The organism is Amycolatopsis sacchari (genome assembly GCF_900114035.1).
Taxonomy (GTDB): Bacteria; Actinomycetota; Actinomycetes; order Mycobacteriales; family Pseudonocardiaceae; genus Amycolatopsis_E; species Amycolatopsis_E sacchari.
This window is the reverse complement of sequence record NZ_FORP01000008.1, coordinates 203,990-229,858: the sequence shown is the minus strand read 5'-3', so window position 1 is coordinate 229,858 and position 25,869 is coordinate 203,990. Positions and strand designations below refer to the sequence as shown.

Below are 25,869 nucleotides of genomic sequence, written 5' to 3'. Positions count from 1 at the left end.
CACGCGCCCGTGGCGAACCCTTCAGCGGCGGCGGTCGCGAGCGAACTCGGTCACGTGCCGCCCGATGAGGCGGAGGGTGTTGACGACCTTCTCCTCCGACGCGCCGCCCGCCTCGTCGAACTTGACCTCCGCGGAGTTGATCGCGCCGCCGAGCGGCGTCGGCCAGCCGCGGAGGGCGTGCGTGATGGTGCGGAGCTGGTCGAGCGTCGTGACCGCGGCCTGCCAGCCGAAGGCGACGGCGATCAGGCCGACGCCCCGGCCGTCGAGGTACGGGCGGGTGTCGGGGCGCAGGTCCTCGAGGTAGTCCAGTGCGTTCTTGACCAGCCCGGACAGGGCGCCGTGGTACCCGGGCGAGACGATGATCAGCCCGTCCGCGCCGCGCACGGCTTCGACGAGCCGTTCCGCCTCGGGCGTCCGTTCGGGGATCCCGGAGTCGTAGAACGGCAGCACGAGTTCGCTGCCGGTGATCGCCTGCGTGCGCGCGCCCGCTTCCTCCGCTCCCGCCAGCGCGATGCGCAGTGCGCGTTCGGACTGCGAGCCCGCGCGCAGGGAACCACCGATGCCGACGACGTTGATCACCGAGGAGGAAGTCACGCCTTCGAGGCTAACTCCTCTACTTAAGTGGAGGACCAGGATTTGGGACGGAGGCCCCGATCACAGCTGGCCCCGCTGCCTACTCGCCGGTAACCTCTCCAGTCATGGCGAACGTCCTCAGGTCCCGCATCGAAGCGGCCGGAGCCCAGCTGGTCTTCTCCCTGCCCCGTCCGCTGCGGCGGCTCATCGCGGGCCGCCCCATCCGCGTCGACGGGCAGGAGCTCGCGCTCGACGCCCAGCTGCTGCTGCGGCTGCAGCAGCTGGCGGGGGCCACGATGGCGAAGGAGACACCCGAGCTGGCGCGGCAGATGCTCGCCGAGTCGGCCCACCTCGTCAGCGGTCCGCCCATCGAGCCGATCGCGACGCGTGAACTGGTCATCCCCGACGAGCACGGTGGCGTGCCGGCGACCCTCTACACACCGGAAGGCCTGCCCGAGAACTCCGGGCTGCTGGTGTTCTTCCACGGTGGCGGCTGGGTGATCGGCACCCGGGCCAGCCACGACAACGCCGCCCGCTTCCTCGCCAAGCACGCGGGGGTGCGCGTGCTGTCGGTGGAGTACCGCCTCGCCCCCGAGCACCCGTTCCCGGCCGCGACGGAGGACGCGATCGCGGCCTTCGACTACGCCTACGCCAAGGCGAAGGACCTGGGCGCCGACCCGGAGCGCATCGCCGTCGGCGGAGACAGCGCGGGCGGCAACCTCGCGGCCGTCGTCTCGCAGGTGACCACGGGCCGCGGCGGCCCGTCGCCCGCCTTCCAGCTGCTGTTCTACCCCGGCGTCGACGCCTCCGTCCGGCGCCGGTCCCGTGAACTGTTCGGCAACGGCTTCTTCCTCACCGACACGGACATGACGTGGTTTCTGAACCACTACGCGCCGGAAGGTGTCGACCGGACCGACCCGCGCCTGTCCCCGTTGCTGGCGAAGGACTTCTCCGGCCAGCCGCCCGCGTACATCGCGACCGCGGGGTTCGACCCGCTGCGCGACGAGGGCGAGGCGTACGGCGAGAAGCTGCGCGAAGCCGGCGTGCCGGTGACCGTGAGCAGGCAGGCCGACCTGTTCCACGGCTACATCAACTTCCTCGGCATCGGCACCCGCTTCCGCGAGGCGACCGCGGAGGCCGCGGGTGCGCTGCGGGTCGGGCTTTCCGGGGTGAAGTGAAAAAACGGGGCCCGGCGTGTGCCGGGCCCCGTCCCCCCTCTTTTCGTTTGGTCTAGACCCCGGGCAGCGTGGGCGCTCCGGGCAGCGCGGGAGCCGACGGGACCGGCAGCGCGGGTACACCGCCCGGCAGCAGCGACATCGCCAGGCTCGTGACGGTCAGCAGCAGCGTCTTGACGAGGTTGTTGACCATGTCCAGCGGGGCGGGCAGGTCGGGCAGCGTCGGCACGGCGGGCAGCTGGCGGGCGGTGTCGGCCTGTGCCGGGTCGGCGAGGATCCGGCTGGTCTCCGTCGCCTGGTCGTTCGCGGTCGCGGCCGTCTGCCGGGCGTCCGACTGGATGGAGTACTTCTCGCTGGTCGCGAGGTCACCCAGGAGCGGGGTGAGCTGGTCGAGCGAGCGCTGCGTGCCCGTGACGTCCCCGGCGTAGGCGGCCTTGGTCAGCTCGTCGCGCAGCTGCACGACCTGGTGGCCCGCGGCTTCCGTGCTGGAGGTGCCCTTGCCGTCCGCCGAGGCGACACCGGCACCGCTCACCGCGAGCACGCTTCCCGCCACCGCGACCGCGATGATCCGGGCGAACTTGCCTTTCATTCCCTACCTCCTGGCCTCTTCCGGACCTGACAGCGGTAAGGAAACCCGGGGTGTCGATCTTGCACCAGCCGACCACCCGTCCGTGGAAACCGGTCACCCTTACGTGCCGGATCTGAATCACGACGGTTCGGCGGACCGGATGACGGGCGCCCTTCGCCCGTTGATCATGGAACCCGAGAGGCGGCGTCGCGCTCCGTGCTCGCCTCACCCCGGAAAACACCACGCTCACCCGATCCGCTGCATTCGGCGCGGGAGACGTTTGACCACCCCGCAGCCGGGCGGAAAACGACTTGGACGGCCGTGCCACTATGAGGTACGTGCTCGCGTATCGCCAGGTCCTCGCCGTTCCCCGTGTCCCGGCGACCATGCTCCTGATGTTCTTCGCCCGGCTGCCGATGACCGCGATGGGCATCACGCTGACGCTCCACGTGGTCACCGATCTCGGGCGCGGCTACGGCGCGGCGGGCCTCGTCGGCACCGCCACCACCCTGGGCAGCGCGCTCGGCGCACCACTCGTCGGGCGGATGATCGACCGCTACGGGCTGCGACCCGTCGTCGCCGTCTGCGGGAGCGCCTCGGCGGTGTACTGGGTCAGCGCGCCGCACCTGCCGTACCCGGTGCTGGTCGCGGTCACCCTGCCGGCGGGCATGCTCGCACTGCCCGCGACGTCGATCGCCCGCCAGGCGCTGACCGCGCTGGTGCCGCCAACGCGCCGCCGGTCCGCCTACTCACTGGACTCGATCTCGCTGGAATCGTCGTTCATGATCGGCCCCGCGGCCGGGATCGCGGTCGCGACGCAGTTCTCCGCAGGTGTGGCGCTGACGGGCATCGGGCTGTTCTTCGCCCTGACCACGGTGGCGCTGTGCTGGTACAACCCGCCCGTCCGGCACGAGGACGAGGTGGTCACCGGCAGCAGGCCGCGGGTGCGCGAGTGGCTCGGCCGCCGCCTCAGCGCGACGCTGCTCTTCGGTTCCGGCGCGTTGTTCTGCCTCATCGGCACCGAACTCGCGACGCTCGCCGCGCTGCGGTCGACCGGCGAGATCGGCTGGACGGGCCTGGTGATCGTGGTGATGTGCGTGGCGTCGGCGACGGGCGGGATCGTCTACGGCGCGCTGCACCGCTCGCTGTCCCAGTCCGGGCTGATGCTGGCGCTGACCGTGCTCGTGCTGCCGGTCGGCCTGTTCGGGCACCCGTGGTGGTTGCTGGCGCTCGCGCTCGTGCCGACGAACCTGCTGTGCGCGCCGACGCTGACCGCGACGACGGAGGAGGTCGCGGCGCTGGCGCCAGCGAGGGTGCGGGCCGAGGCGATGGGCCTGCTCGACTCCGCGACCAGGCTCGGCATGGCGCTCGGCAGCCCGGTGGTGGGTTTCGTGATCGACCACTCGTCGGCGGCGGCCGGGTTCGCCGCGGCGGGGCTGGGCGGGCTCGTGCTGGCCGCCGCCGGGTACGCGCTCCGGCTGCGGGTCGGCTGGACGCGCGCGGTCAATGCCTGATTCGCCCGGAAAGTGAGGAACGCCGGAGTCGGGGCCGTCCGTTGACCGGGCATGCGGATGACGATCGAACGGCGGTCGCTGGTGGTGGTCGCGGGCCTGCCGGGGTCGGGCAAGAGCACGCTGCTGCGCCGCACCGCGGCCCACGCCCCGGTGACCGTGCTCGACTCCGACCAGGTGCGTGACCGGATCGCGGCACTCGTCCGGCCGGGCACGCCATACCGCCGGTACCGCCCGCTGGTGCACGTGCTGCACCGCCTGCGGGTCACGGTAAGCGCTTTCTCACGCGCGGGCCCACTGGTGGTGCACGACCCGGCGACCGGGGCCGGCACCCGGACCTGGCTGCTCCTGGTGGGCCTGCTCTCCTTGCGCAGCAGGCATTTCGTGTGGGTGGAGTGCAGCCCCGACGACGCGCTCGCCGGTCAGCGGGCACGCGGGAGGGTGCTGCGGCCGGCGTCGTTCCAGCGGCACGTCGACCGGCTGCCGCGCGTGCACGCGGCGCTCCGGAACGGCCCGCGCGGCTGGACGCACACCCACGTGATCGACCGTGCCGTCGCCGGACTGCGGCTGGAAGCGGCTTGAGCTACAGGCAGGCCGCGCGCAAGGCCGAGAGGTTGTCCGCGTTGCGCTGCACCCAGTCGTTGAGGTCACCGAGACCGCGGGCCTTGCGCTCCTCCAGCGCGACGTAGGAATCCGCGAGCGTGAACAGGTTCTGCTTCAGGTCCTGGTCCGACACCTGCCCGGCCAGCTCCCGCAGCCGCGTGGCCTTCTGCCGCGCCTGGTCGGCGAGCTGCTCCGGGTCGAGGTTCGGGTTCAGGTTCGACAGGCCGAGCGCCTCCGCGCACACCCCCGCCTTGTCCACCGTCTCCCCCACCCCGGCACAGGCGGCCAGCACCAGACCGAGCGCGGCCACGCCGAACGCGTGCACGAGTCGCATACGGCCAAGCTACCCGAGCCGGCCGGTCACGTACCGCCCGTTCGCCCCGAACATCGACGGTCCGTCCTCCTGGATCACGCGTCCGTAGCGCTCGGCCAGCTCCTCGCTGCCGATCACGCTCACCGTCCAGCCCGCGGCCGACAGCCGCTCACCGGGATCGGCGAGCGTCCGCTCGGGCAGCAGCGCGGCGTAGTCGAACCCGCTGTCCCGCAACAGGGCGCCCACTGCGGGATCGGTGAAGGCGGCTCCCGGGTCATGGAGGTACTCGACCCCGACGGTGCTTCCGGGCGCGGAGAGCGCGCACAGCGTGTCCAGCAGCGCCGCAGCTGCCTCTTCGGGCAGGTACGGCAGCAGCCCCTCGACGAGCCACGCCGTCGGCTGCTCGACGTCGAAACCGGCCTCTGCCAAGGCTTTCGGCCAGTCTTCGCGCAGGTCCACCCCGACCGCGTGCCGCTCGCACCGGGCCGCCGCACCCCGCTCCGCCAGCACCCGGTCCTTGAACTCGAGCACGCGCGGCTGGTCGACCTCGTACACCTTCGTCTCGGGCGGCCAGTCGAGCCGGAACGCGCGGCTGTCCAGCCCGGCGGCGACCAGCACCACCTGCCGGACACCCGCCGTCGCCGCCTCCACGAGGTACTCGTCGAAGAACCGCGACCGCAGGCCCATGAACAGCGACATCCGCTCCCACACCGGGTCCGCGCCCGGGAGCTGGTCCGCCGTCGTCGGCATCGGGATGGGCGGGTTGGCCGCCGCCACGAACGCCGCCGCGTACGGGTCGTCCACCAACGGCTCCGCACGGCTGCTTTCCACGGCCCTGGCCGCGGCGACCGCCAGCGCGGTCAACCCGGTCCCCGACAACACGTCCCAGTCCGCCATGCCGCCAGGTTACTGGTCCACGACCTTCCACCACCGGACGGTGAACACCACACCGGCCAGCACGATCCCGGCGGTGAGCAACACCCAGCCGACCGGGAACCCGCCGCCGCCCCCGGAGCCGGACTCCTGTGCGGCGGGCGCGACGGCCGGTGCCGCCACCAGGCCCACCTTCACCGACAGGTCCTCCCGCGGTTTCGGCCCGACGGCCAGCGGCGGCAGGCAGCCGTCGGCCGCGCCCGGCACCCGGAACGCGGCGAACTCCGGGGACAGCGTGGCGAGGTCCAGGCAGACCCGGAACGTGCCGTCCGGCAGGTCGTCGAGGAGGTACCGGCCGTCGGCCCCCGCGCGGGTGGCCGCGACCACCCGGCCGTCGGCGTCCTTCAGCGTCACCGCGACTCCCGCCGCGCCGGGCTCACCGGGGTCGGGCGCCCCGTTGGCGTTGAGGTCGTACCAGATCCGGTCGCCGACGCGGTTGCGCGCGGCCACCACCCCGGCGTCCACAGTGGACTCCTGCCGGTGCCCGACGCCCACCGTGACGTCCTGGGTGCAGGAAGTCGAGAGGTCGACGTCGGAGTCCTTGCCCGCGTCGCCGACGTGGGGCTTCGACCACTGGCCCCCGGCGTACGCGGGCGGGAAAGTCTTGGGGTCGAAGCAAACCCGGTACGCACCGTCCGGGATCCCGGTGAACGAGTATGCGCCGTCCGCGCCCGTCGTGGTGGCGCCGGCGTCGGCACCGTCGGCCCGCACCAGCTTCACCGGCACGCCCGCGATGCCGGGCTCCACCTCGTCCTGCAGGCCGTTGCGGTTGCTGTCGAACCACACGCGGTCGCCCAGGCTGTTCGCGGGCGCGCCGAGCCCCGCGTTCAGCGTGGTGTCCTCCCGCTTGCCCAGGCCGATGGTCACGGTGCGGGTGCAGCCGGTCGCGGGGTTGGCCGCGGAATCCCCGCCGGAGCGGGTCGGGGTGAAATCGGCGATGGCGGGCGGCAGGTTGCCCAGGTCCAGACAAACCTGGTACGAGCCGTTCGCGACGTTCTCGAACGCGTACCCCCCGTCCGGACCGGTCGTCGTCAGTGCCAGCTGACCACCGTCGTCGCCACGCAACTTCACCGGCACCCCGGCGAGGCCGGGTTCACCGGGATCCTGCACGCCGTTGCCGTTGAGATCGGACCAGACGCGGGCGGCGATGCGGTTGACCGGCGGCGCGAGCCCGGCGTCGAGTGTGCGGTCCTCGGTGTGCCCGGCGTTCAACTCGACCGGTCCCGTGCAGCCGCCCGCCGGATCAGCGGCCGAGTCCTGCCCCGGCGGGCCGGCGCGCAGCCGGGTCAGCCGGTAGTCGGCGTACTGGGCGGGCAGTTTCGCGACGTCGAAGCAGACCTTGTACGTGCCGTCGGGCAGGTGCGAGAACGCGTACTGCCCGTGTGGCCCCGTGGTCGTGGCGACGACGAGCGCGCCGTCGGAGTCCTGCAGCGACACCGGCACGCCGGCGACCCCCGGCTCGCCGGGATCCTGCACGCCGTTGCGGTTCTCGTCGGCCCACACCAGGTCGCCGACCTCGTCGAGCCCGCCGATCAACCCGGCGTCGACCCCGTCGTCGACGGAACCGGGCACGCCGACGGCCACCCTGGCCGTGCCGGTCGAAGGGTCCACATTGGAATCGATGTCGGGGGTGACGCTCGCCAGCGGGGTGGTCCACCTCAGGCCGGCGACCGCCGGTGAGCCGGGAAGTCCCGCGGTGTCCACACCGGAGTAGTCGAAGCGGAGCGTGTAGCAGGTGTTGGGCTGCACGCCGTCCGCCGAACCGAAGACGTAGTGCCCCGCGGCGTCCGTCGTCTTCTCCGCCAGCGGGTTCCCGCCGCCGTCACAGGGCAGGAGCTGCACCCGGACGCCGGGCAACGGCGGTTCGTCACCGTCCTGCACGCCGTCGCCGTCGGTGTCGAACCACACCCGGTCGCCCAGTTCCACGTCGCCCGTCCCACCGCCGACGGCCATCGTCAGTGTCACCGCCCTGCCGCCGGAGACGTCGACGAACTCGGTCAGCGCGGCGAAACCGGCGGACCGCGCGACCGGGTGCACCCCGGTCAGCGTGGGCGGGATCGAGGCGTCGACGCGGTAACGGCCGCCGCTCAGCGCCGCGGTCGGGATCGTCACCGTGCCGTCGGGTGCGGTCGTCCCGCTCGCGCTCGCGCCCGAGGGGTCGGTCGCGACCACGAGGATCCCGCCGACCCCGGCGCCGCCCTGGTCCGGCCGCACCACGCGCACGGTCAGTGGCCCGTCGGTGGTGTCGGCGGTCGCCAGCGTGGGCGCGACGCTCACCACGAGCAGCGCCACCACGGCGACGATCACTTGCCTCACGACCAGCTCCCCGGCATCCACCTTGGAAAGACTGGCCACACCCTAAAAGCGGGCGAAGTCGATCACCGGTAGCTGCCGGGGTCACGAAAGGGTGAAAAGCTGATCTTTCCTCAGCCGCGTGCGATCAGTTCCGCGATTTGTACTGCGTTCAACGCGGCCCCCTTGCGGAGGTTGTCGTTGGAAATGAACAACGCGAGACCACGTCCGTCGGGCACGCCGGGGTCCTGCCGGATCCGGCCGACGTAGCTCGGGTCCTTGCCCGCCGCGCCGAGCGGGGTCGGCACGTCGGCCAGCTCGACACCCGGCGCGTTCGCCAGCAGTTCCGCGGCACGGGCCGGCGACAGCGGTTCGCTGAACTCGGCGTTGATCGACAGCGAATGCCCCGTGAACACCGGCACCCGCACGCACGTCCCGGACACCGCGAGCCCCGGGATGTCGAGGATCTTGCGGCTTTCGTTGCGCAGCTTCTGTTCCTCGTCCGTCTCGAACGAGCCGTCGTCCACAATGGACCCGGCCATGGGCAGCACGTTGAACGCGATCGGCGCGACGTACTTCGCCGGCGCGGGGAACGTGACCGCTTCGCCATCGTGCGTCAGGTCCGCCGCGCGCGAGGCCACCGCGTTGGTCTGCGCGGCCAGCTCGTCGACACCGGCCAGTCCGCTGCCCGACACCGCCTGGTAGGTGCTGGCGATCAGCCGGACGAGGCCCGCCTCGTCGTGCAGCGGCTTGAGCACCGGCATCGCCGCCATCGTCGTGCAGTTCGGGTTGGCGATGATGCCCTTGCGCGCGTCCTTGACCGCGTGCGGGTTCACCTCGCTGACCACGAGCGGCACGTCGGGGTCGAGGCGCCACGCCGAGGAGTTGTCGATGACTGTGACGCCCGCCTCGGCGAACCGCGGCGCCTGCGCCTTCGAGGTCGAACCACCGGCGGAGAACAACGCGATGTCCAAACCGGACGGATCGGCGGTCGTGGCGTCCTCGACCTCGATCTCCGTGTCACGCCAGGGAAGCTTCGTGCCCGCCGACCGGGACGAGGCGAAGAACCGGATCCCGGCGACCGGGAAGTCCCGCTCCGCCAGCAGCTTCCGCATCACGCCACCGACCTGACCGGTGGCGCCGACCACGCCGACCCGCAAACCGTCTGCCATCACCGACCACTCCCTGCGTAGACCACGGCCTCTTCGTCGCCGCCGAGTTCGAATGCGTCGTGGATCGCGCGCACGGCCTCGTCGACCTGCGCGTCGCGGATGAGCACCGAGATCCGGATCTCCGAGGTGTTGATGATCTCGATGTTCACGCCGACCTTCGCCAGCGCCTCGCAGAACGTCGCGGTGACACCGGGGTGCGAGCGCATGCCCGCGCCGACGAGCGAGACCTTGCCGACCTGGTCGTCGTAGAGCACGGAGTTGAACTCCAGCTCCGGCTTGAGCTTCTCCAGCGAGGCGACCGCCTTCGGACCGTTCGCCTTGGACAGCGTGAACGTGATGTCCGTGCGCCCCGCGGTATTCGAGACGTTCTGCAGCACCATGTCGATGTCGATCTCGGCGTCGGCGATGGTGCGGAAGATCCGCGCCGCGGCACCGGCGTGGTCCGGCACCCCGGTCACCGTGATCTTGGCCTCCGAGCGGTCGTGGGCCACACCGGTGATCAACGCTTGTTCCACGGGGATCTCCTCAATCGAACCGGCCACCGTCGTGCCCGGCTTGTCACTGTAGGAAGAGCGGACGCGGATCGGGACGCCGTAACGCCGCGCGTACTCGACCGAACGCAGGTGCAGGATCTTCGACCCGCTCGCCGCGAGTTCGAGCATTTCCTCGTACGGCACCGTGTCCAGCTTCTTCGCGTCCGGCACGATGCGCGGGTCCGCGGTGTAGACACCGTCCACATCGGAGTAGATCTCGCACGCGTCGGCGTTGAGGGCGGCGGCGAGCGCCACCGCGGTGGTGTCCGACCCGCCGCGGCCGAGCGTGGTGATGTCCTTCGTGTCCTGCGAAACGCCCTGGAACCCGGCCACCAGCGCGACGTAACCCTGTTCGAGCGCCTCGGTGACGCGGCTCGGCGTGACGTCGATGATCCGCGCGTTGCCGTGCACGGACGTCGTGACCACCCCGGCCTGCGAGCCGGTGAACGACCACGCCTCGGCGCCGAGCGCGGAGATCGCCATGGCCACCAGCGCGTTCGAGATGCGCTCACCCGCGGTGAGCAGCATGTCCATCTCACGCTCCGGCGGCACCGGGTTCACCTGCTGGGCGAGGTCGAGCAGTTCGTCGGTGGTGTCGCCCATCGCGGAACACACCACGACGACGTCGTTGCCCGCCTTTTTCGTGGCCACGATCCGCTCGGCCACGCGCTTGATCCGATCAGCGCTCTCCAACGACGAACCGCCGTACTTCTGGACCACGAGCGCCACTGTTCTCGGACCTCCTAGGTGCGCTTTTCGTAGCAGCCTACCGGGAGCGGCCCGGTCGGCCACCCTGTTGTGTGGCCCCGGCCACTCCCGGCACGGAGCGTGACAAGCGGCGGCCTGAGCATTTCCGCTGGTCCGGCCCGGGAGGAGGAATACCCTCATTCCACGGGAACGAAATCTGTGGTTTCGCGCACTTTGTCGCGTGAACCGCGGATGCTTTCCCGCCGTGTCCGTGAGACGGGAATTCATACTGCCGGTCCCGCCGTTTGCGGGCACAATCTCCGGCGGGGAGGGGTCGATGAACTTCGCGACCCGCCGGGTCTTCCGGCGAGTGAGGTGCCCGGTGTGCGGGGAACGCCGGACGGAGATGCGGGTGTTCGGCACGCCACGGGAGGACGAGCAGGGGGTGCCCAAGCCGCGCCGACGGCTGCGGGAGGAGCTGCGGGCGCAGGCACGCGCCTGGCACCCCGAGGCGGTGTGCGACCGCTGCGGTCGGCGCCCCCGGTGATCATGTGGCAGCATCGGGCGCTGATGCGAAAGCCAGCCGAGACCAGTGCCCCGCTCGCCGAGGCGATCCACCACCGGTGGAGCCCGCGAGCCTTCGACGAGGCCGCGGAGGTGAGCTGGGACCAGCTGCGGGCCCTGCTCGAAGCCGCCCGATGGGCGCCGTCCTTCGGGAACACCCAGCCGGCCCGCTTCCTCGTCGGCCGTCGCGGGGACGAGACGTTCCGCCGGATCCTCGCCACGCTGACGCCCCGCAACCAGTCCTGGGCACACCGCGCCGGCGCCCTCCTCGTCGCGGTCATGGTCACGCGGAACGAGAAGGGCGAGATCCCGTACGCCGAGTTCGGGCTGGGCCTCGCGGCGCAGAACCTGGTGCTGCAGGCCGTGCACGAAGGGCTCGCCGCGCACCAGATGGCGGGCTTCGACGCCGAGGCGGTGCGCCGGGAGTTCGGCGTGCCCGCCGAAGCGGTGCCGCGCGTCGCGATCGCCGTCGGGCACCAGGCCGCCCCCGAGGTGCTGGGCGAGGAGCGTGACGTCGAGCGCGAGCGCGCGGCCCGAAAGCGGCTGCCGCTGGCCGAGTTCGCCTACACGGGCACGTGGGGCGAAGCCGCCTTCTGAACCGTGCCCTCCCGCACGTGCAGGGTGACGTCGGCGCCGAAGACGTCGGCGAAGATCCGCCGCAGGTAGGGCACCGCGTGGTTCCAGCCCGCGAGCGGGCCGTCCGGCTCGTAGGTCCAGCCGCTGACCACGGCCAGCGCCACGGGTTTCCCGGCGAGCGCGGTGCCCAGCCCGCCGCTGGGGTTCAGGCGCGGGTCGACGATCAGCAACCCCAGCCATGCCTTGAGCGCGACCGGGATGCCGAAGTCGTACACCGGAGCGCCCACCACCAGCTCGTCCGCGGCGAACACCTCGTCGGCGAGTTCCGTGCTCAGCGCCTTCGAGCCGCCGGAAACCGCGTCCTGCCAGGCGTCCGCGAGCCCCCGCATGGTGGCGAGGTCGCGGTGCACGACCTGCTTCCCCCTGGTCAGCTCCGCGGTCAGCGCGCGGCTGACCGAGCCCTCGTGCCGGACACTCGAGTCCACACGCAACACAGTCATCCGATGTCCCTTCAGGTCGGGTGGCATCCGTCAACCCACTGACGGAGCACGACGAGCGGAGGGGACACATGGACGACGGGTTCGAGGAGCACCGCGAGCGGCTGCGAGGCGTCGCGTACCGGATGCTGGGGTCGCTCGCCGAGGCGGACGACGCCGTGCAGGAGGCGTGGCTGCGGTACTCCCGCGCGGACACCTCCGATGTGGCGAACCTCGGCGGCTGGTTGAACACCGTGGTCGCGCGGATCTGCCTGGACCTGCTGCGGTCGCGCAGCAGCCGCCGCGAAGAGCCGCTGAACGACGAGGCCGGGACGAGCCCGGACCCGGTCGCGGAGGTGGAGCTGGCCGACGCGGTCGGCCGCGCGCTGCTCGTGGTCCTCGACGCGCTGACCCCGGCGGAACGCGTCGCGTTCGTGCTGCACGACGCGCTCGGCGTGCCGTTCGCGGAGATCGCGCCCATCCTGGGCCGCTCGGCGGAGGCGACGAAGAAGCTCGGCAGCCGCGCCCGGCGCAAGGTGCGCGGTGAGGCACCACCGGCGGGGTCGGTCGGGCAACACCGGGTGATCGAGCGGTTCCTCGCGGCCATCCGTGCGGGTGACGTCCCGGCGTTGCTGGCGGTGCTCGCCCCGGACGTCGTGCGCCGGGCCGATCCCGCGTTGCTGGCGCCGGGATCGCCGGTCGAGTTGCGTGGCGCGCGCGAGGTCGCCGAGGAGGCGAAGCTGCTGTCGCGCGAGCGCGCCCGCTACGCCGAACCGGCCCTGCTCGACGGGGTACCGGGGATCGTCGTGGCGCCCCGCGGGCGGCTGGAGATCGCCCTCGTGTGCACGATCGAGGACGGGCGGATCGCGGCGTACGAGGTCGTCGCCGATCCCGCCCGCTTGCGCGAGTTGAGCGTGGCCCTGCTCTAGCTCGTGGCGCCGAAGATCCGGCGGATCAGCTTCGCCACGATGGCCGAGACGATCAGCCAGAACAACGCGGCGATGCCGTAGTTGACCAGCACGCGGAGCTTCGCGTCGTTCGGCTCGAACAGGTCCTTGAAGCCGATCGAGAGGGTGTCGGCCCAGCCGCGGACCCACGAGACGATGCCGTTGTCCGGGTTCGCCGAGCCGACGGTGAAGATCACGTGCAGCACGAGGATCGCCGCGAAGACCAGCCCCGCCCAGCGGACCACCCCGGCCACGAGCCCGACGGTGGAGTCCTTGACGCGGCGCCAGTCGACGTCGGACGCACGCCGCGTCTTCGTCTCCTCGCCGGTGAGGTCGTTCTCACCACGTTCGGCGTGTTCGGCCATGCCGGAAGTGTGGCACGTCGGCGACCCGATGGCTACTCACCGGTAATGCCGGAGCGGGGGCGGCTGCCTGCCCGGCCGACTCGATCTGCCCGCGGGGGTCGGCGATCACCTGTTCCGGTTACCGCGGGCTCACGCTGGAGCCCGCCGCGGCCCGCCCCTGTTTTCATCATCAACTTCACGGGGTTATGGTGACTCCGTGGCGCGTGCTCTCCTGCTTCGCTGCCGCGACGGGGCCTGATCCAGACCGGCCCCCCGTCGCGGGGCTTCGTGACGCCGCCGGTCGCCCGACCCGAATCCGGCAGGAGACCCCTTCCAGCATGACCACCTCCGAACCCAGCGTGAGCCGCATCCGCAAGCCCGCCCGTCCGGCACCCGCCGACCAGCCCGCCTGGAACGCGCAACGCGGCAGCTCGATGCCCTACCACCGCTACCAGCCCTGGTACCGGCTGGTGGAGGACATCCAGCTGCCCGACCGCACGTGGCCCGAGAAGCGCATCGAGCGCGCGCCCCTGTGGTGCGCCGTCGACCTGCGTGACGGCAACCAGGCCCTCATCGACCCGATGTCGCCCGCCCGCAAGCGCAAGTTCTTCGACCTGCTGGTCCGCATGGGCTACAAGGAGATCGAGGTCGGCTTCCCGGCGGCGAGCCAGACCGACTTCGACTTCGTCCGCGAGATCATCGAGGACGGCGCGATCCCCGAGGACGTCCGCATCCAGGTGCTGACGCAGTGCCGTCCCGAGCTGATCGAGCGCACCTTCCGGGCGCTCGAAGGCGCGCCGCGGGCCATCGTGCACATCTACAACTCGACCTCGATCCTGCAGCGCCGCGTCGTGTTCCGCGAGGAGCGCGAGGGCATCAAGAAGATCGCGCTGCAGGCCGCCGACCTGGTGGTGGAGTACGCGCAGAAGTACTCCGACACCGACTTCCGCTTCCAGTACTCGCCGGAGTCCTACACCGGCACCGAGCTGTCGTACGCGGCCGAGGTGTGCAACGCCGTCACCGACATCTGGCAGCCGACGCCGGAGCGGCCGGTGATCCTCAACCTGCCCGCGACCGTCGAGATGGCCACGCCGAACGTCTACGCCGACTCGATCGAGTGGATGGGCCGCAACCTGGACCGCCGCGACTCGGTGATCCTGTCCCTGCACCCGCACAACGACCGCGGCACCGGCATCGCCGCCGCCGAACTGGGGTACCAGGCGGGCGCGGACCGGATCGAGGGCTGCCTGTTCGGCAACGGCGAGCGCACCGGCAACGTCGACCTCGTCGCGCTGGGCATGAACCTGTTCAGCCAGGGCATCGACCCGCAGATCGACTTCTCCGACATCGACGAGATCAAGCGGACCGTCGAGTACTGCAACCAGCTGCCCGTGCACGAGCGCACGCCGTGGGGCGGTGACCTGGTGTTCACCGCGTTCTCCGGCAGCCACCAGGACGCGATCAACAAGGGCTTCGACGCGCTGCACCGCGCCGCCGAGAAGGCGGGTGTACCGGTGGACGAGTTCCCGTGGGAGGTGCCGTACCTGCCGATCGACCCGAAGGACGTCGGCCGCAGCTACGAGGCCGTCATCCGGGTGAACTCGCAGTCCGGCAAGGGCGGCGTCGCCTACATCATGAAGACCGAGCACCAGCTCGACCTGCCGCGCCGGCTGCAGATCGAGTTCTCGCAGGTCATCCAGCGCTACACGGACAGCGAGGGCGGCGAGGTCGACCCGCGCACGATGTGGGACGCGTTCGCGAAGGAGTACCTGGAGACCGAGTCGCCGCTGCAGCTGGTCAGCCAGCACGTCACGGCGAACGGCGACTACCGGCTGCGGGCGACGGTCCGCGTGGACGGCGAGGAGCAGGAGATCACGGGCACCGGGAACGGCCCGATCGCCGCGTTCTTCGACGCGCTGTCCACCATCGGGTACGACGTGCGGCTCATGGACTACAGCGAGCACACCCTGACCCCGGGCGACGACTCCCGCGCGGCTTCGTACATCGAGTGCGCCATCGGCGACAAGGTGTACTGGGGCGTGGGCATCGACCCGTCCATCGTCACGGCTTCGCTGCGCGCGGTCGTCTCGGCGGTGAACCGCTCGCACCGCTGATTCCGGCGCCCGGCCTCTCCGCGGGGAGGCCGGGTTTTCGGCTCAGGCCGGGTTTTCCCGGCTCAGGCCACGTGTCCGAGACCGTCGCCGGACGGGACGAACCGCGGTAGCCGGGCCGGGTTGAGGTTGGCGAGTTCGTCGAAAGTCGCCCGCTCGTAGGACTTCGCCCATGCCAAGTCCACATCGGACAGTTCGCCGCCGACGAGCCCGGCGATCAGCCGCGTGCCGTACTCGGTGTGGTCGTGCGCGGTGAGGATGACCAGCTCGGGGAGTTCGCGGCGGAGCCACTGGATCCGCCGCACCGAGTCGACGTACTGCGCCTCGCCGCCGGTCTGGAACGCTCGCACCTGGTCCACGGCGAGGTGCCGGATGGTGTACATCGCGTCCCCGGTCAGCAGGTACCGGTGGTCCACGAGCACGCTGGTGCTGCCGGGGCTGTGGCCGGGTGTGGGCAACGCGAGCACGCTCCCGTCGCCGAACAGGTCGGCCGAGCCTTCGAAGCCGCCGATGGCCGGGCCGGTGAACTCGATCGGCCGCCAGTCGGTGATCGCCGCGATCGACGGCGGGTAGGCCAGCGGCACCAGGCCCAGCACCTTGTCGTTCCGCGCGGCGTACTCGGCCGCGCCCAGGTACACCGGGGCGTGCGCGAACAGGTTCAGCGGGCCGACGTGGTCCTCGTGGAAGTGCGTGATGATCACGGCGCGGATGTCCTCCGGCCGGTAGCCCCGGCGCGCGAGCTGGGCCGGCATGGTCTGGTCGGCGGGCAGCTCGTACTCGTCGACGTCCATCGCGTGCTCCATGATCGAACCGCGGTAGTAGTCGACGTGCGCGGCCTGCTCCGGGCTGATCCCGGTGTCGACCAGCACGGGCCCGGCCTTCGGGTGGTCGAGCAGGTAGGCGTGGATCGGCACCCAGAGGAAGTGGTCCTTGTCCGCGGCGAACTCGCCGAGCGAAAACCCCTGCAGGCCCCCGTAGAACTGGCCGAACGGCACCTTGGTGCGGCCGATGCGGAGCGGGTGGATCTTCATGGCTGCTCCTTCGTTCACGTCGGAACGGAACTGTTCCGACGTCCACTGCCGAAGTTAGCCGTGGCGACGATGGAACGCAACCGTTCCGTCGTGTGTATACTTCGTGCATGACGAGCTCGCGGGAACCGGCGGGGGCGGCGGTCCTCCAGGAATCCGTCACGGCCGCCATCACCCGCGCGATGTTCGACCAGCTCGCCGAGATCGGCTACGCGCGCATGACGATGGATGCGGTCGCGCGCCGGGCCGGGGTCGGCAAGGCGGCGGTATACCGCCGATGGCCGTCCAAACAGGCGATGCTGATCGACCTGGTCGGGGCCGCGGTACTGCGGAACCTGCCGGAGGTGCCGGACACCGGTTCACTGGCAGGCGACGTGCGCGCGTTCCTCGACGTGATCGTCGAACAGGCCGATCCGCGGACGCGGCGGATCGCGTTGGACGTCCTGGTCGAGACCACCCGCACCCCCGAGCTGGCCGCCGCACTGCACGACGTGGTCGACAGGCCGCGCCGCACCGCCGCCGCCACGGTGCTGACCCGCGCGATCGACCGCGGCGAGCTTCCCGCCGACCTCGACCTCGAACTCGGCCTCGACGTGCTGATCTCGCCGCTGCTGCTACGCCTGCTCCGCAGTACGGAGCAGGTGGACAACGTGTATCTCACCCGCCTGACGAAGGTGATCGTGACGGGCCTCAACGCGCTCTGAGGGAGGCGGCCATGCGCTGGTTCCGCCGTGACCGGCCCAGGCGCAGCCGCGTCCACGGGGTGCCGTTCGCCGCCCCGTCGGCCGACTGGCCCCGGCTGTTCGCGGCCGAGGCCGCCCGGCTGACGCAGGCGGGCGTGCCCGGCGAGCTCCAGCACATCGGCTCCACCGCCGTGCCGGGGCTGGCGGCCAAGCCGATCATCGACATCCAGCTCGTCATCCCGGACGGCCAGTGGAATCCCGGCCCTCTGCTCGACGCCGGCTACCGGCACATCCACGGTTTCACCAGCGAGAGTCGGTACTACGAGTTGTATACAGGCCGTATTACGTACCTGATCCGCCGCCGCGACCCCAGCGACCCGAACGTCCGCCGATGCCTCCTGCTGCGCGACTACCTCCTCGCCCATCCCGATGAGGCGGCGGCGTACGGGGAGCTGAAAGCAGGGCTCGCCCGCCGCTCCCGGCACCGTCCTGGCCGTTACCGCGAGGGGAAGGCGCCGTGGCTCGTCGCCGCGAACGCTCGTGCCGAGGAATGGGCGCGGGAGACGGGCTGGCCGGGTTGAGCGGTTGCTGCGGGGGGTGACGATCGGCTGACTGGGCTGAGCCGTTGCGGCGCGGGGGTGACGACGGGCTGGCTGGGCTGAGCGGTTGCGGCGCGGCGGGCACCGCGCTGCCCGGCGTAGAGGGGCGGGCAGCGCGGTGCCTCGACATGGGGCAGCCGGGCGCGATGGCTGCGGTGAGAAGCGCGCGGCTGAGCAACCGCGGCCGGACCTGCCCCTCACGAGGGGGCAGTCACTGCAGCCGCTGCATACAACCTGCATAACGCGACCGCACCGAGCCGGGAGCGCGCGGCTGCGCACCAAGAGGTAAGTCCTGGCCGAGCCCTCACGACGCGACGGTCACCGTCGCCGTATACAACGCGCATAACGGTCCCGGGCGGGAGCGGCCACGCGAGACAGCGGCCAGCCCGCCCCCCTCACGACGCGACCGGTCATCGCCGCCGTATACAACGCGCATAACACCAGCCCGGGGCCGGGTGCCGCCACGCGAGACAGCAGCCAGCCCGCCCACCCACGACACAGCAGCCACGGCAGCCACCGCAGCCCCCGCTGCATACAACGTGCACAACGTGCACGGCGTCAGGCCCCGCCCCCGGCTCGGGCAGCGGCAACCCCACCTCGACCTGCGGAGCCCGGAGCCGTGTCAGGGCCCATGCGGCGGACGTCACTCTGCCCCGGCCCGCGAACTCCCGCAGCACCCGCGACCTGGCGATATGCACGTCCGTGAAGGCCTACTGAAGGGTCGCTGGAATTTATCTCGATTGTGCTACACAGTTGTCCACCGCAAGCTTGAGACCGTGGGTGCTCGTGACCGTCTCCTCGCCGTGTTCGTCGCCGTGCTCTGGGGCTGCAACTTCCTCGCCGTGCACTACGCACTCGGCCACTTCCCGCCGTTGTTCACCGGGGCGCTGCGCTTCCTCGTCATCGCCATCCCCACCGTGCTGTTCGTGCCTCGGCCGAAGGTGAAGCTGCGCTGGCTCATCGGGTTCGGCCTCGGCTTCGGCACCGGGCAGTTCGCGTTGCTGTTCATCGCGATGAACATCGGCATGCCGACCGGCCTGGCGTCGCTCGTGCTGCAGGCCTCGGCGCCGTTCACCGTGCTGCTCGGCAGCGTCCTCCTGCGCGAACGCCTCTCGCCCCGGCAGCTGGCCGGCATCGTCCTCGCCGTCGGCGGGATGGCCGTGATCGCCTGGCACCAGGCCGAGCACGCCGTGCTGCTGCCCGTCGTGCTCACCCTGCTCGCCGCACTGAGCTGGGCCGTCGGCAACATCTGCGCCCGGCAGGCCCGCGCCGAGAACGGCCTGCACTTCACGCTGTGGATGTCGGTCGTGCCACCGCTGCCGATGTTCCTGCTGTCACTGGTCTTCGAGGGCCCGGCCGCCGACTGGCACGCGCTCGCCACCCTGAACACGACCGGCGGCTGGATCGGGATCGCCGGCTTCGCCTACATCGTGGTGTTCGGCACGCTCGTCGGCTCCGGCATCTGGACCACGCTGATGCGACGGCACCCCGCGGGCGTCGTCGCGCCGTTCTCGCTGCTCGTGCCCGTCGTCGGGATGAGCGCGTCGTTCCTGCTGCTGGCCGAGCGCCCCGCGCTCGTCGAGGTGCTGGCGGGGCTGGTGGTCGTCGGCGGCGTGCTGCTGGGCTCGCTGCCGAAGCGTCAGCGCTCGGCCGACGTGGCGCTCGCCGCCTCGTCCTCGTGATGCCTGCGGCCCATCCGCTTCTTGAGCACCAGGCTGATGACCACGCCGGCGAGCACCGCGATGCCCAGCGCCACGTAGGAGAACCGCGACAGCCACTGCTCCGCGACGACACCGAGCGAGTACACCAGCGCCGTCGTACCGCCGGCCCAGGCGATGCCGCCCAGCGCGTTCGCCGCCAGGAACTTGCCGTAGTTCATGTGCAGCGAACCCGCGAGCGGCCCGCACAGGATCCGCAGCAGTGCGACGAACCGGCCGAAGAACACCGCCCACACGCCGCGCCGGGCGAAGATCCGTTCGGCGTTGCGGACGTGGTCGGGCCCGAAGTGCTTCGGGAACTTCCGGCCCGCCCAGTCGAACAGCCTGCGCCCGCCCTTGCGGCCGATGAGGTAGCCGATGCTGTCGCCGACGATCGCGCCGGCGCTGCCGACGATCCCGACGAGCCACGGGTTCAGCCCGGCGTGCGTCGACGACAGCAACGCGGCGCTCACCAGCACGATTTCACCGGGAAGGGGGATGCCGAGGCTCTCGAAGCCGATCACGGCACCGACCGTGATGTACACCAGGAGTGGCGGGATCGTCTCCAGCCACTGGTCGATGTGCACGTCTCAGTCCCCCTGTCGTTCCGGGCCTCCGGGCCGCCAGGGTACCGAAATCACGGCTCCAGCATCTCCGCCACGGACGACGCGTGCGGCACCGACGGCCCGGCCGCGGACTCCACCTCGACCAGCTCCGCCTCCACCTCGTGCGGCGTGATCCGGCCCGCCTGGATGTCCTCCGCCCAGTGGCACGCCACCCGGTGCCCCGCGCCGATCTCCCGCAGCTGCGGCCGTTCGGTGTCGCACTTCGTCTCCTGCCGCCACGGGCAGCGGGTGTGGAACCGGCAGCCGGACGGCGGCGCGGCGGGCGAGGGCAGGTCACCGGCGAGCAGGATCTGCTCCCGGCTGTCCTCGACCTCCGGATCGGGCACGGGGATCGCCGACAGCAGCGCCTTCGTGTACGGGTGCAGCGGCTGCGCGTAGAGCGTCTCCGAGTCGGTCTCCTCGACCAGCGAACCCAGGTACATCACGCCGATCCGGTCGGAGATGTGCCGCACCACGGCCAGGTCGTGCGCAATGACCAGGTACGTCAGGCCGAGCCGCTCCTGCAGCTCCTCCAGCAGGTTGATGACCTGCGCCTGCACGGACACGTCGAGCGCCGACACCGGCTCGTCGGCGACGATCAGGTCCGGCTCGACGGCCAGCGCCCGCGCGATGCCGATGCGCTGCCGCTGCCCGCCCGAGAACTCGTGCGGGTACTTCCGCAGCGCGCTCTCCGGCAGCCCGACCGCGGACAGCAGCTCGCGCAAGCGTTTGCGCGTCGCCTCCCTGTCCTTCGCCAGGCCGTGCGCCCGCATGCCCTCGACCAGGATCGACTCGACCGACTGGCGCGGGTCGAGGCTGGACAGCGGGTCCTGGAACACCATCTGCATGCGGCGCCGCATCTTCCGCAGCGACTCGCCCTTCAGCTCCGACAGGTCGGTCCCGTCGAACACCACGCGCCCACCGGTCGGCTCCACCAGCCGCAGCAGGCCGCGGCCCAGCGTCGTCTTGCCGCAGCCCGACTCGCCGACGAGCCCGTACGTCTCGCCGCGCCGGATCTCCAGGTTCACCCCGTCGACGGCGTAGACGTGCCCCACCGTCCGGTCCAGCACCACTCCCCGCTTGATCGGGAAGTGCACTTCGAGGCCTTCGACCTGCACCAAAGCGTCACTCACGCCCGCACCCCCTGCTTGACCGCGTGTCCGACCGGGTTGTGGCAGCGCAGCATGCCGCCGTGGTCGGGTAGCAGCTCGGGCCGGACCTGGCGGCACCGGTCCAGCGCGTTGGGGCACCGCGGCGCGAACGCGCACGCCGAGTCCCACGGGATGTTGTCGGCCACGGAACCCTTGATGGGCACCAGTTTCTCGCCACGCGGGGCGTCCAGCCGCGGGATCGACTCCAGCAGCCCGTGCGTGTACGGGTGCCGGGCCGCCGCGAACAACGCGTGCCGCTCGGCCCGTTCCACGATCCGCCCGCCGTACATGACGTTGACCTCGTCGCACAGACCCGCGACGACACCGAGGTCGTGCGTGATCATGATCAACGCGGTGCCCGTGTCCCGCACCAGCTCCGAGAGCAGCGCGAGGATCTGCGCCTGGATCGTGACGTCGAGCGCGGTCGTCGGCTCGTCCGCGATGAGCAGCCTCGGCTTGCACGCCAGCGCGATCGCGATCAGCGCGCGCTGCCGCATCCCGCCCGAAAGCTGGTGCGGGTACTCGGAAAGCCGTCGCGTCGGGTCGGGGATGCCGACCCGGCCGAGCAGCTGCTCCGCCTCGCCGCTCGCCTGCTTGCGGCTCATCCCGCGGTGCCGCTCCAGCACCTCGGTGATCTGCAGGCCGATCGGGATGACCGGGTTCAGCGAGGACAGCGGGTCCTGGAACACCATGCCGAGGTCGCGGCCGCGCTTGTCGCGCAGCTGCCGGTCGGACAGCGTCAGCAGGTCGGTGTCCTCGAACCGGACCGAGCCGCCGACCTCCGCGCCCCGCTTGGGCAGCAGGCCCATGATCGCCAGCGCGGTCACGGACTTGCCGCTGCCCGACTCGCCGACGAGGCCGACGGTGCGGCCGGGTTCGACGTCGAAGCTGACGCCGTCCACGGCCGTGAAGGGGCGGACCCCCTTGCGTTTGAAGGTGACCGAGAGGTCCCTGACTTCCAGCAGTGCCATGAAGCTCTTACCGCCTGTTTTTCGGGTCGAGCGCTTCGCGCAGCGATTCGCCGAGCAGCGTGAAGCCCAGCGCCACGATGATGATCGCGATGGCCGGGTAGAAAGCGAGTTCCGGTTTGACGTCGAGGTAGTCCTGCGCCTTGCCCAGCATCAGGCCCCACTCCGCCCGCGTCCAGTCGGCGTCACCGAGGCCGAGGAACGACAGCGCGGCCGCGTCGATGATCGAGGTGGCCAGCGTCAGCGTGGCCTGCACGATCACCGGGCCCACCGAGTTCGGCAGCATGTGCCGGAACACGATGGTGCTGCGCCGCACGCCGAGCGCGGTCGCGGCGAGCACGTGGTCGCTGGAGCGCTGCGCGAGCATCGCGCCCCGCAGCAGCCGGGCGAAGACCGGGACACTCACCACCGCGACCGCGATGATGACCGTCCACTGTGTACCGGGGAACAGCGCCGCGATCGAGATCGCCAGCAGCAGCGACGGGATCGCGAGCAGGATGTCGGTGAACCGCATGAGCACCGTGTCCACCCAGCCGCCGAGCGCGCCGGCGAGCCCGCCGATCACCATGCCGATCGCGACGCCGATCAGCGTCGCGACGACACCCACGATGAGCGTCTGCTGCGAACCGACCAGCAGCCGCGAGAAGAAGTCGTAGCCGTTCTGGTCGCTGCCGAGCAGGAAACCCGGCATGGCACCGGGGATCGAGTCCGGCCGCAGCGTCGCCTTCAGCTCGTCGTAGGGCCGGTGGGGGTCCTTCGGCGCCAGGAACGGCGACAGGACCGCCAGCAGCACGAACAGGATCGTGATGACGGCGCCGGTGATCGCGATCGGGCTGCGCGACATGCGCTTGAACGCGTCCGCCGCGAGGCTCGTGCCGCCCGAGGTCTCCGCCAGGTCGTCGATGCGGTCGCGCTTGCGCCGCAACAGGTTCGTGGTCATCGCACCCGCACCCTCGGATCGATGATCGCGTACGAGACGTCGACGAGGAGGTTGACGATGACGTACACGAACGCGGCGAGCAGCAGCAGCGCCTGCAGCCTCGGGAAGTCACGGCGCTCGATGCCCTGCGCCAGCAGGTAACCGACGCCCGGGATGTTGAACACCTTCTCCGTCAGCACCGCGCCCGCCAGCAGGAGCCCGGTCTGCAGGCCGATGGTCGTCGACACCGGCAGCAGCGCGTTGCGCAGGATGTGCCGGCGCCGGATCACCGGCGTGGTCAGGCCCTTCGACTCCGCCGTGCGCACGAAGTCCTCCTGCTGCACGTCGAGCACCGAAGCACGGGTGATGCGCACGATGACGGCGAACGGGATGCTCGCCAGCGCGATCGCGGGCAGGATCAGGTGCTTGATCGCGTCCCACGCCGCGTCGAGCTCACCCGTCAGGATCCCGTCGAGGACGAAGAACCCGGTGACGTGCGTGGCGTCGATGGTCACGTCCTGGCGCCCCGAAGGCGGCAGGATGCCCAGCTTCTGCGCGAACACGTACTTGAGCAGCACGCCGAAGAAGAACACCGGCACCGCGACACCGACCAGCGTGGTGAGCACGGTGGCGTTGTCCAGCAGCCTGCCGCGGTAGCGGGCGGCGACGTAGCCGAGCGGGATGCCGAAGGCGACCGCGAGCACGAGTGCGAACACCGAGAGCTCGACGGTCGCCGGGAACGCCCGGCCGACCTCCGCGATCACGGAGTCGCCGCTGATCAGCGAACTGCCGAAGTCGCCGGTGATGACGCGGCCGAGGAACTTGAAGTACTGGATGGGGATCGGCTGGTCCAGACCCAGCAGGTGGTTGAGGTCGGCCAGCTTCTGGGGAGTGGCCTTGTCCCCGAGCAGTGCGCCCGCCGGGCCGCCGGGCAGCAGGCGCAGCCAGGCGAACACCAGTATCGAGAGCACGAGCAGAGTCGGTACGGCTTGCAGCAGCCGCCTGAGGATGAATCGCAGCATGTGGTGGAAGCCCTCACAGGGGTCTCTTCTGCGCGAGTACCGCGCCCCGGGATCGCCGGGACGCGGTACTCAGGCGCCGAAGCCCGGCCGTCAGCCCTTGGTGACCGTGTAGAACCGCTCGTCGGTCAGCGGGGTCGGGATCAGGTTGTGGATGTTGTTCTTGACGACGATCGCCGGCGGCGACGAGGTCAGCGGCACCGCCGGGACGTACTGCGAGATCAGCACGCTGGCCTGCTCGTACGCGCTCTTCTTCGCGTCCGGCGTCACCTGCGCGTCGGCGTTGGACAGCGCCGAGAAAATCTGCGCGTTGTCGAAGCCGAACTCCGCCTTCTGCCGTCCGAAGAACGTGCCGACGAAGTTGCCGGCGTCGGCGTAGTCACCGGTCCAGCCCAGCAGGTGCAGGTCCTGCTTGCCCGCCTTCTGCACGTCATCCTTGTAGCCACCGTTCCACGGCTCCTGGACGATGTTGACCTTGATGCCGACGGCCTTGAGGTCGTCCGCGATCGCGCCGCCGATGTCCACCGGGTTCGGCATGTAGGGCCGGGTGACCTCGGTGGGCACGTAGAAGTTCACCGTCAGGTCGCTCGCCCCGGCCTGCTGCAGCAGCTGCTTCGCCTGGTTCGGGTCGTAGCTGTGCTTCTCCACCGAGTCGGTGTAGCCGGGCACGTTGTTCGGCAGGAACTGCGTCTGCGCGTAGGCCCCGCTGGGCAGCTTGTTCTTGGCCAGCTGGTCCTTGTTGATCGCGTACTCGATCGCCTTGCGGACGCGGACGTCCTGCAGCTTCGGGTTGTTCTTCTGGTTGATGCCCAGGTAGAGGATGTTGAAGGCCGGGCGGATCAGTACCTGGTTGCCCGCGTCCTTCAGCGAGTTGTAGTCCGCCGGGCTCGGGAAGTCGTAGCCGTCGATGGTGCCGGCGGCGAGCTCCTGCTTGCGAGCGTTCTCGTCCTCGATGATCTTGAAGATCAGCTTGGCCGTCTTGGCCTTCTCACCCCAGTAGTCGTCGTTGCGGACCAGGGTGATCGTCTTGTTCGTCTTGTCGTAGCTCTCGAACTTGTACGGGCCCGTGCCGGTGGGGTGCTCGTTGGCGTACGCGGGGTACGTGAACGAGTCGCCGCTCTGGGTGACGTTGTCGGCGTCGTACTTCTTCAGCGCGTCGGGGCTGGAGATCGACAGCGACGTGAGGCCGAAGGCGTCTGGGAAGGCGCCCTTCGCCTTGTTGAGGTTGATGACGGCGGTGAAGTCGTCCTTCGCCTCGCACGACTTGTACACCGGGGAGCCGGTCGCGTCGCCCTCGTTCTTGGCGAAGCCCTCGAAGACGTCGCCGTAGTAGATCATCTGGCTCTGCGCCGCCGCGCCCTTCATGTTGTACCAGCGGTCGAAGTTGAAGCAGACCGCCGCGGCGTTGAAGGGGGTGCCGTCGTGGAACTTGACGCCCTGACGCAGGGTGAAGGTCCAGGCCTTGCCGTCGGCGCTCGGGGTCCACGCGGTCGCCAGGTCGCCCACCAGCTCCGTGGTACCGGGCTTGTACGTGACGAGCGTGTCGAACATCTGCCGGGCAGGACGGAAGCTCTCACCGTCGTCGTTGAAGATCGGGTCGAAGTTCTTCGGCGCGCCCGCGGCACCGAAGACGAACGTCTGGTCGGCACCACCACCCGAACCGCGTTCGGAAGCGCAGGCCGACATGGCCACGGCGAGCGCGCCGGTCAACCCGATCAGGGCGAGCCGGCGCAGACGAGCCACCCGCTGAGGGAGCATGGGAACTCCTAGTAGAAGTTGCAGTTTGATCGACGACCCTAGCCCCCAATGGGCGTTTTGCTTA

The 25,869-nt window shown here is 70.7% G+C and carries 26 protein-coding genes; 10 read left to right on the top strand and 16 right to left on the bottom strand.

All coding sequences use genetic code 11. The features are described 5' to 3' along the window. Positions 1-21: 21 nt before the first annotated feature. On the bottom strand, positions 22-594 hold the full coding sequence (locus BMZ92_RS16685) for an NADPH-dependent FMN reductase (RefSeq protein WP_091508339.1): 573 nt from the start codon (positions 592-594) through the stop codon (positions 22-24). A gap of 104 nt (positions 595-698) precedes the next feature. On the opposite strand from BMZ92_RS16685, the gene BMZ92_RS16680 reads away from it, so the two are divergent. Beyond that, positions 699-1,751 carry an alpha/beta hydrolase gene (locus tag BMZ92_RS16680; protein WP_091508336.1) on the top strand — a complete coding sequence of 351 codons (1,053 nt, stop codon included), beginning with the start codon at positions 699-701 and terminating at the stop codon, positions 1,749-1,751. A 52-nt stretch (positions 1,752-1,803) separates the two neighbouring features. Here BMZ92_RS16680 and BMZ92_RS16675 read toward each other — a convergent pair whose 3' ends face one another. Beyond that, positions 1,804-2,337: a hypothetical protein gene (locus tag BMZ92_RS16675; RefSeq protein WP_091508334.1), complete on the bottom strand. Its 534-nt coding sequence runs from the start codon at positions 2,335-2,337 to the stop codon at positions 1,804-1,806. Positions 2,338-2,702: 365 nt separating this feature from the next. On the opposite strand from BMZ92_RS16675, the gene BMZ92_RS16670 reads away from it, so the two are divergent. Then, the gene (locus tag BMZ92_RS16670; protein ID WP_091508441.1) at positions 2,703-3,830 is read left to right on the top strand and encodes an MFS transporter; all 1,128 of its coding nucleotides are present in this window, start codon (positions 2,703-2,705) and stop codon (positions 3,828-3,830) included. A 57-nt stretch (positions 3,831-3,887) separates the two neighbouring features. Then, positions 3,888-4,409, top strand: coding sequence for a P-loop nucleotide/nucleoside kinase family protein (locus BMZ92_RS16665; protein WP_245783090.1), 522 nt, complete (start codon positions 3,888-3,890; stop codon positions 4,407-4,409). 1 nt (position 4,410) lies between these two features. Here the strand turns inward: BMZ92_RS16665 and BMZ92_RS16660 are convergent, their stop codons facing one another. The 5 genes from BMZ92_RS16660 to BMZ92_RS16640 all read right to left on the bottom strand — a co-directional run bounded on the left by BMZ92_RS16660 (position 4,411) and on the right by BMZ92_RS16640 (position 10,402). Continuing rightward, positions 4,411-4,764: a hypothetical protein gene (locus tag BMZ92_RS16660; protein ID WP_091508329.1), complete on the bottom strand. Its 354-nt coding sequence runs from the start codon at positions 4,762-4,764 to the stop codon at positions 4,411-4,413. Between the two features lie 9 nt (positions 4,765-4,773). Then, positions 4,774-5,640, bottom strand: coding sequence for an SAM-dependent methyltransferase (locus BMZ92_RS16655; protein ID WP_091508328.1), 867 nt, complete (start codon positions 5,638-5,640; stop codon positions 4,774-4,776). Between the two features lie 9 nt (positions 5,641-5,649). Next, on the bottom strand, positions 5,650-7,992 hold the full coding sequence (locus BMZ92_RS16650) for an SdrD B-like domain-containing protein (protein WP_245783089.1): 2,343 nt from the start codon (positions 7,990-7,992) through the stop codon (positions 5,650-5,652). A 110-nt stretch (positions 7,993-8,102) separates the two neighbouring features. Continuing rightward, on the bottom strand, positions 8,103-9,140 hold the full coding sequence (locus tag BMZ92_RS16645) for an aspartate-semialdehyde dehydrogenase (protein ID WP_091508325.1): 1,038 nt from the start codon (positions 9,138-9,140) through the stop codon (positions 8,103-8,105). Continuing rightward, on the bottom strand, positions 9,140-10,402 hold the full coding sequence (locus tag BMZ92_RS16640) for an aspartate kinase (RefSeq protein WP_091508324.1): 1,263 nt from the start codon (positions 10,400-10,402) through the stop codon (positions 9,140-9,142). Before BMZ92_RS16640 ends, BMZ92_RS16645 begins: the two co-directional genes overlap by 1 nt. A gap of 295 nt (positions 10,403-10,697) precedes the next feature. On the opposite strand from BMZ92_RS16640, the gene BMZ92_RS16635 reads away from it, so the two are divergent. Together BMZ92_RS16635 and BMZ92_RS16630 are read left to right on the top strand one after the other, a co-directional pair. Further along, positions 10,698-10,907, top strand: a complete 210-nt coding sequence (locus tag BMZ92_RS16635; protein WP_091508321.1) for a hypothetical protein — start codon at positions 10,698-10,700, stop codon at positions 10,905-10,907. A gap of 23 nt (positions 10,908-10,930) precedes the next feature. Next, complete coding sequence (locus BMZ92_RS16630; RefSeq protein WP_091508437.1) at positions 10,931-11,521, top strand: nitroreductase family protein; 591 nt, start codon at positions 10,931-10,933, stop codon at positions 11,519-11,521. Here the strand turns inward: BMZ92_RS16630 and BMZ92_RS16625 are convergent. Continuing rightward, on the bottom strand, positions 11,488-12,000 hold the full coding sequence (locus BMZ92_RS16625) for an NAD(P)H-dependent oxidoreductase (RefSeq protein ID WP_177228731.1): 513 nt from the start codon (positions 11,998-12,000) through the stop codon (positions 11,488-11,490). The genes BMZ92_RS16630 and BMZ92_RS16625 overlap by 34 nt on opposite strands. Before the next feature lie 68 nt (positions 12,001-12,068). Here BMZ92_RS16625 and BMZ92_RS16620 point away from each other — a divergent pair, with 68 nt between their 5' ends. Further along, a complete protein-coding gene (locus BMZ92_RS16620) occupies positions 12,069-12,905 on the top strand; it encodes a sigma-70 family RNA polymerase sigma factor (RefSeq protein ID WP_091508315.1) in 837 nt (278 codons plus the stop codon). Here BMZ92_RS16620 and BMZ92_RS16615 read toward each other — a convergent pair. Beyond that, on the bottom strand, positions 12,902-13,288 hold the full coding sequence (locus BMZ92_RS16615; RefSeq protein WP_091508313.1) for a hypothetical protein: 387 nt from the start codon (positions 13,286-13,288) through the stop codon (positions 12,902-12,904). The genes BMZ92_RS16620 and BMZ92_RS16615 overlap by 4 nt on opposite strands. Before the next feature lie 317 nt (positions 13,289-13,605). Here BMZ92_RS16615 and leuA point away from each other — a divergent pair, with 317 nt between their 5' ends. After that, the gene (leuA, locus tag BMZ92_RS16610; RefSeq protein ID WP_091508310.1) at positions 13,606-15,381 is read left to right on the top strand and encodes a 2-isopropylmalate synthase; all 1,776 of its coding nucleotides are present in this window, start codon (positions 13,606-13,608) and stop codon (positions 15,379-15,381) included. A gap of 62 nt (positions 15,382-15,443) precedes the next feature. On the opposite strand, the gene BMZ92_RS16605 is transcribed toward leuA, so the two are convergent. Beyond that, positions 15,444-16,409, bottom strand: a complete 966-nt coding sequence (locus BMZ92_RS16605; protein WP_091508307.1) for an N-acyl homoserine lactonase family protein — start codon at positions 16,407-16,409, stop codon at positions 15,444-15,446. 107 nt (positions 16,410-16,516) lie between these two features. Here BMZ92_RS16605 and BMZ92_RS16600 point away from each other — a divergent pair, with 107 nt between their 5' ends. The 3 genes from BMZ92_RS16600 to BMZ92_RS16590 all read left to right on the top strand — a co-directional run bounded on the left by BMZ92_RS16600 (position 16,517) and on the right by BMZ92_RS16590 (position 19,370). Beyond that, a complete protein-coding gene (locus BMZ92_RS16600; protein WP_091508305.1) occupies positions 16,517-17,110 on the top strand; it encodes a TetR/AcrR family transcriptional regulator in 594 nt (197 codons plus the stop codon). Positions 17,111-17,121: 11 nt separating this feature from the next. After that, on the top strand, positions 17,122-17,670 hold the full coding sequence (locus BMZ92_RS16595) for a GrpB family protein (RefSeq protein WP_091508302.1): 549 nt from the start codon (positions 17,122-17,124) through the stop codon (positions 17,668-17,670). A gap of 794 nt (positions 17,671-18,464) precedes the next feature. Next, entirely contained in the window at positions 18,465-19,370 is a 906-nt protein-coding gene (locus BMZ92_RS16590; protein ID WP_091508300.1) for an EamA family transporter, read from the top strand. Here the strand turns inward: BMZ92_RS16590 and BMZ92_RS16585 are convergent. The 6 genes from BMZ92_RS16585 to BMZ92_RS16560 all read right to left on the bottom strand — a co-directional run bounded on the left by BMZ92_RS16585 (position 19,328) and on the right by BMZ92_RS16560 (position 25,805). Continuing rightward, a complete protein-coding gene (locus BMZ92_RS16585; RefSeq protein WP_091508298.1) occupies positions 19,328-19,972 on the bottom strand; it encodes a DedA family protein in 645 nt (214 codons plus the stop codon). The genes BMZ92_RS16590 and BMZ92_RS16585 overlap by 43 nt on opposite strands. Before the next feature lie 50 nt (positions 19,973-20,022). Further along, positions 20,023-21,123: an ABC transporter ATP-binding protein gene (locus BMZ92_RS16580; RefSeq protein WP_091508296.1), complete on the bottom strand. Its 1,101-nt coding sequence runs from the start codon at positions 21,121-21,123 to the stop codon at positions 20,023-20,025. Further along, on the bottom strand, positions 21,120-22,112 hold the full coding sequence (locus BMZ92_RS16575) for an ABC transporter ATP-binding protein (RefSeq protein ID WP_091508293.1): 993 nt from the start codon (positions 22,110-22,112) through the stop codon (positions 21,120-21,122). Before BMZ92_RS16575 ends, BMZ92_RS16580 begins: the two co-directional genes overlap by 4 nt. Positions 22,113-22,119: 7 nt before the next feature. Next, on the bottom strand, positions 22,120-23,049 hold the full coding sequence (locus BMZ92_RS16570; protein ID WP_091508290.1) for an ABC transporter permease: 930 nt from the start codon (positions 23,047-23,049) through the stop codon (positions 22,120-22,122). Further along, positions 23,046-24,050, bottom strand: a complete 1,005-nt coding sequence (locus BMZ92_RS16565; RefSeq protein ID WP_091508288.1) for an ABC transporter permease — start codon at positions 24,048-24,050, stop codon at positions 23,046-23,048. Before BMZ92_RS16565 ends, BMZ92_RS16570 begins: the two co-directional genes overlap by 4 nt. Before the next feature lie 90 nt (positions 24,051-24,140). After that, positions 24,141-25,805, bottom strand: coding sequence for an ABC transporter substrate-binding protein (locus BMZ92_RS16560; RefSeq protein WP_177228730.1), 1,665 nt, complete (start codon positions 25,803-25,805; stop codon positions 24,141-24,143). Positions 25,806-25,869: the final 64 nt, after the last annotated feature.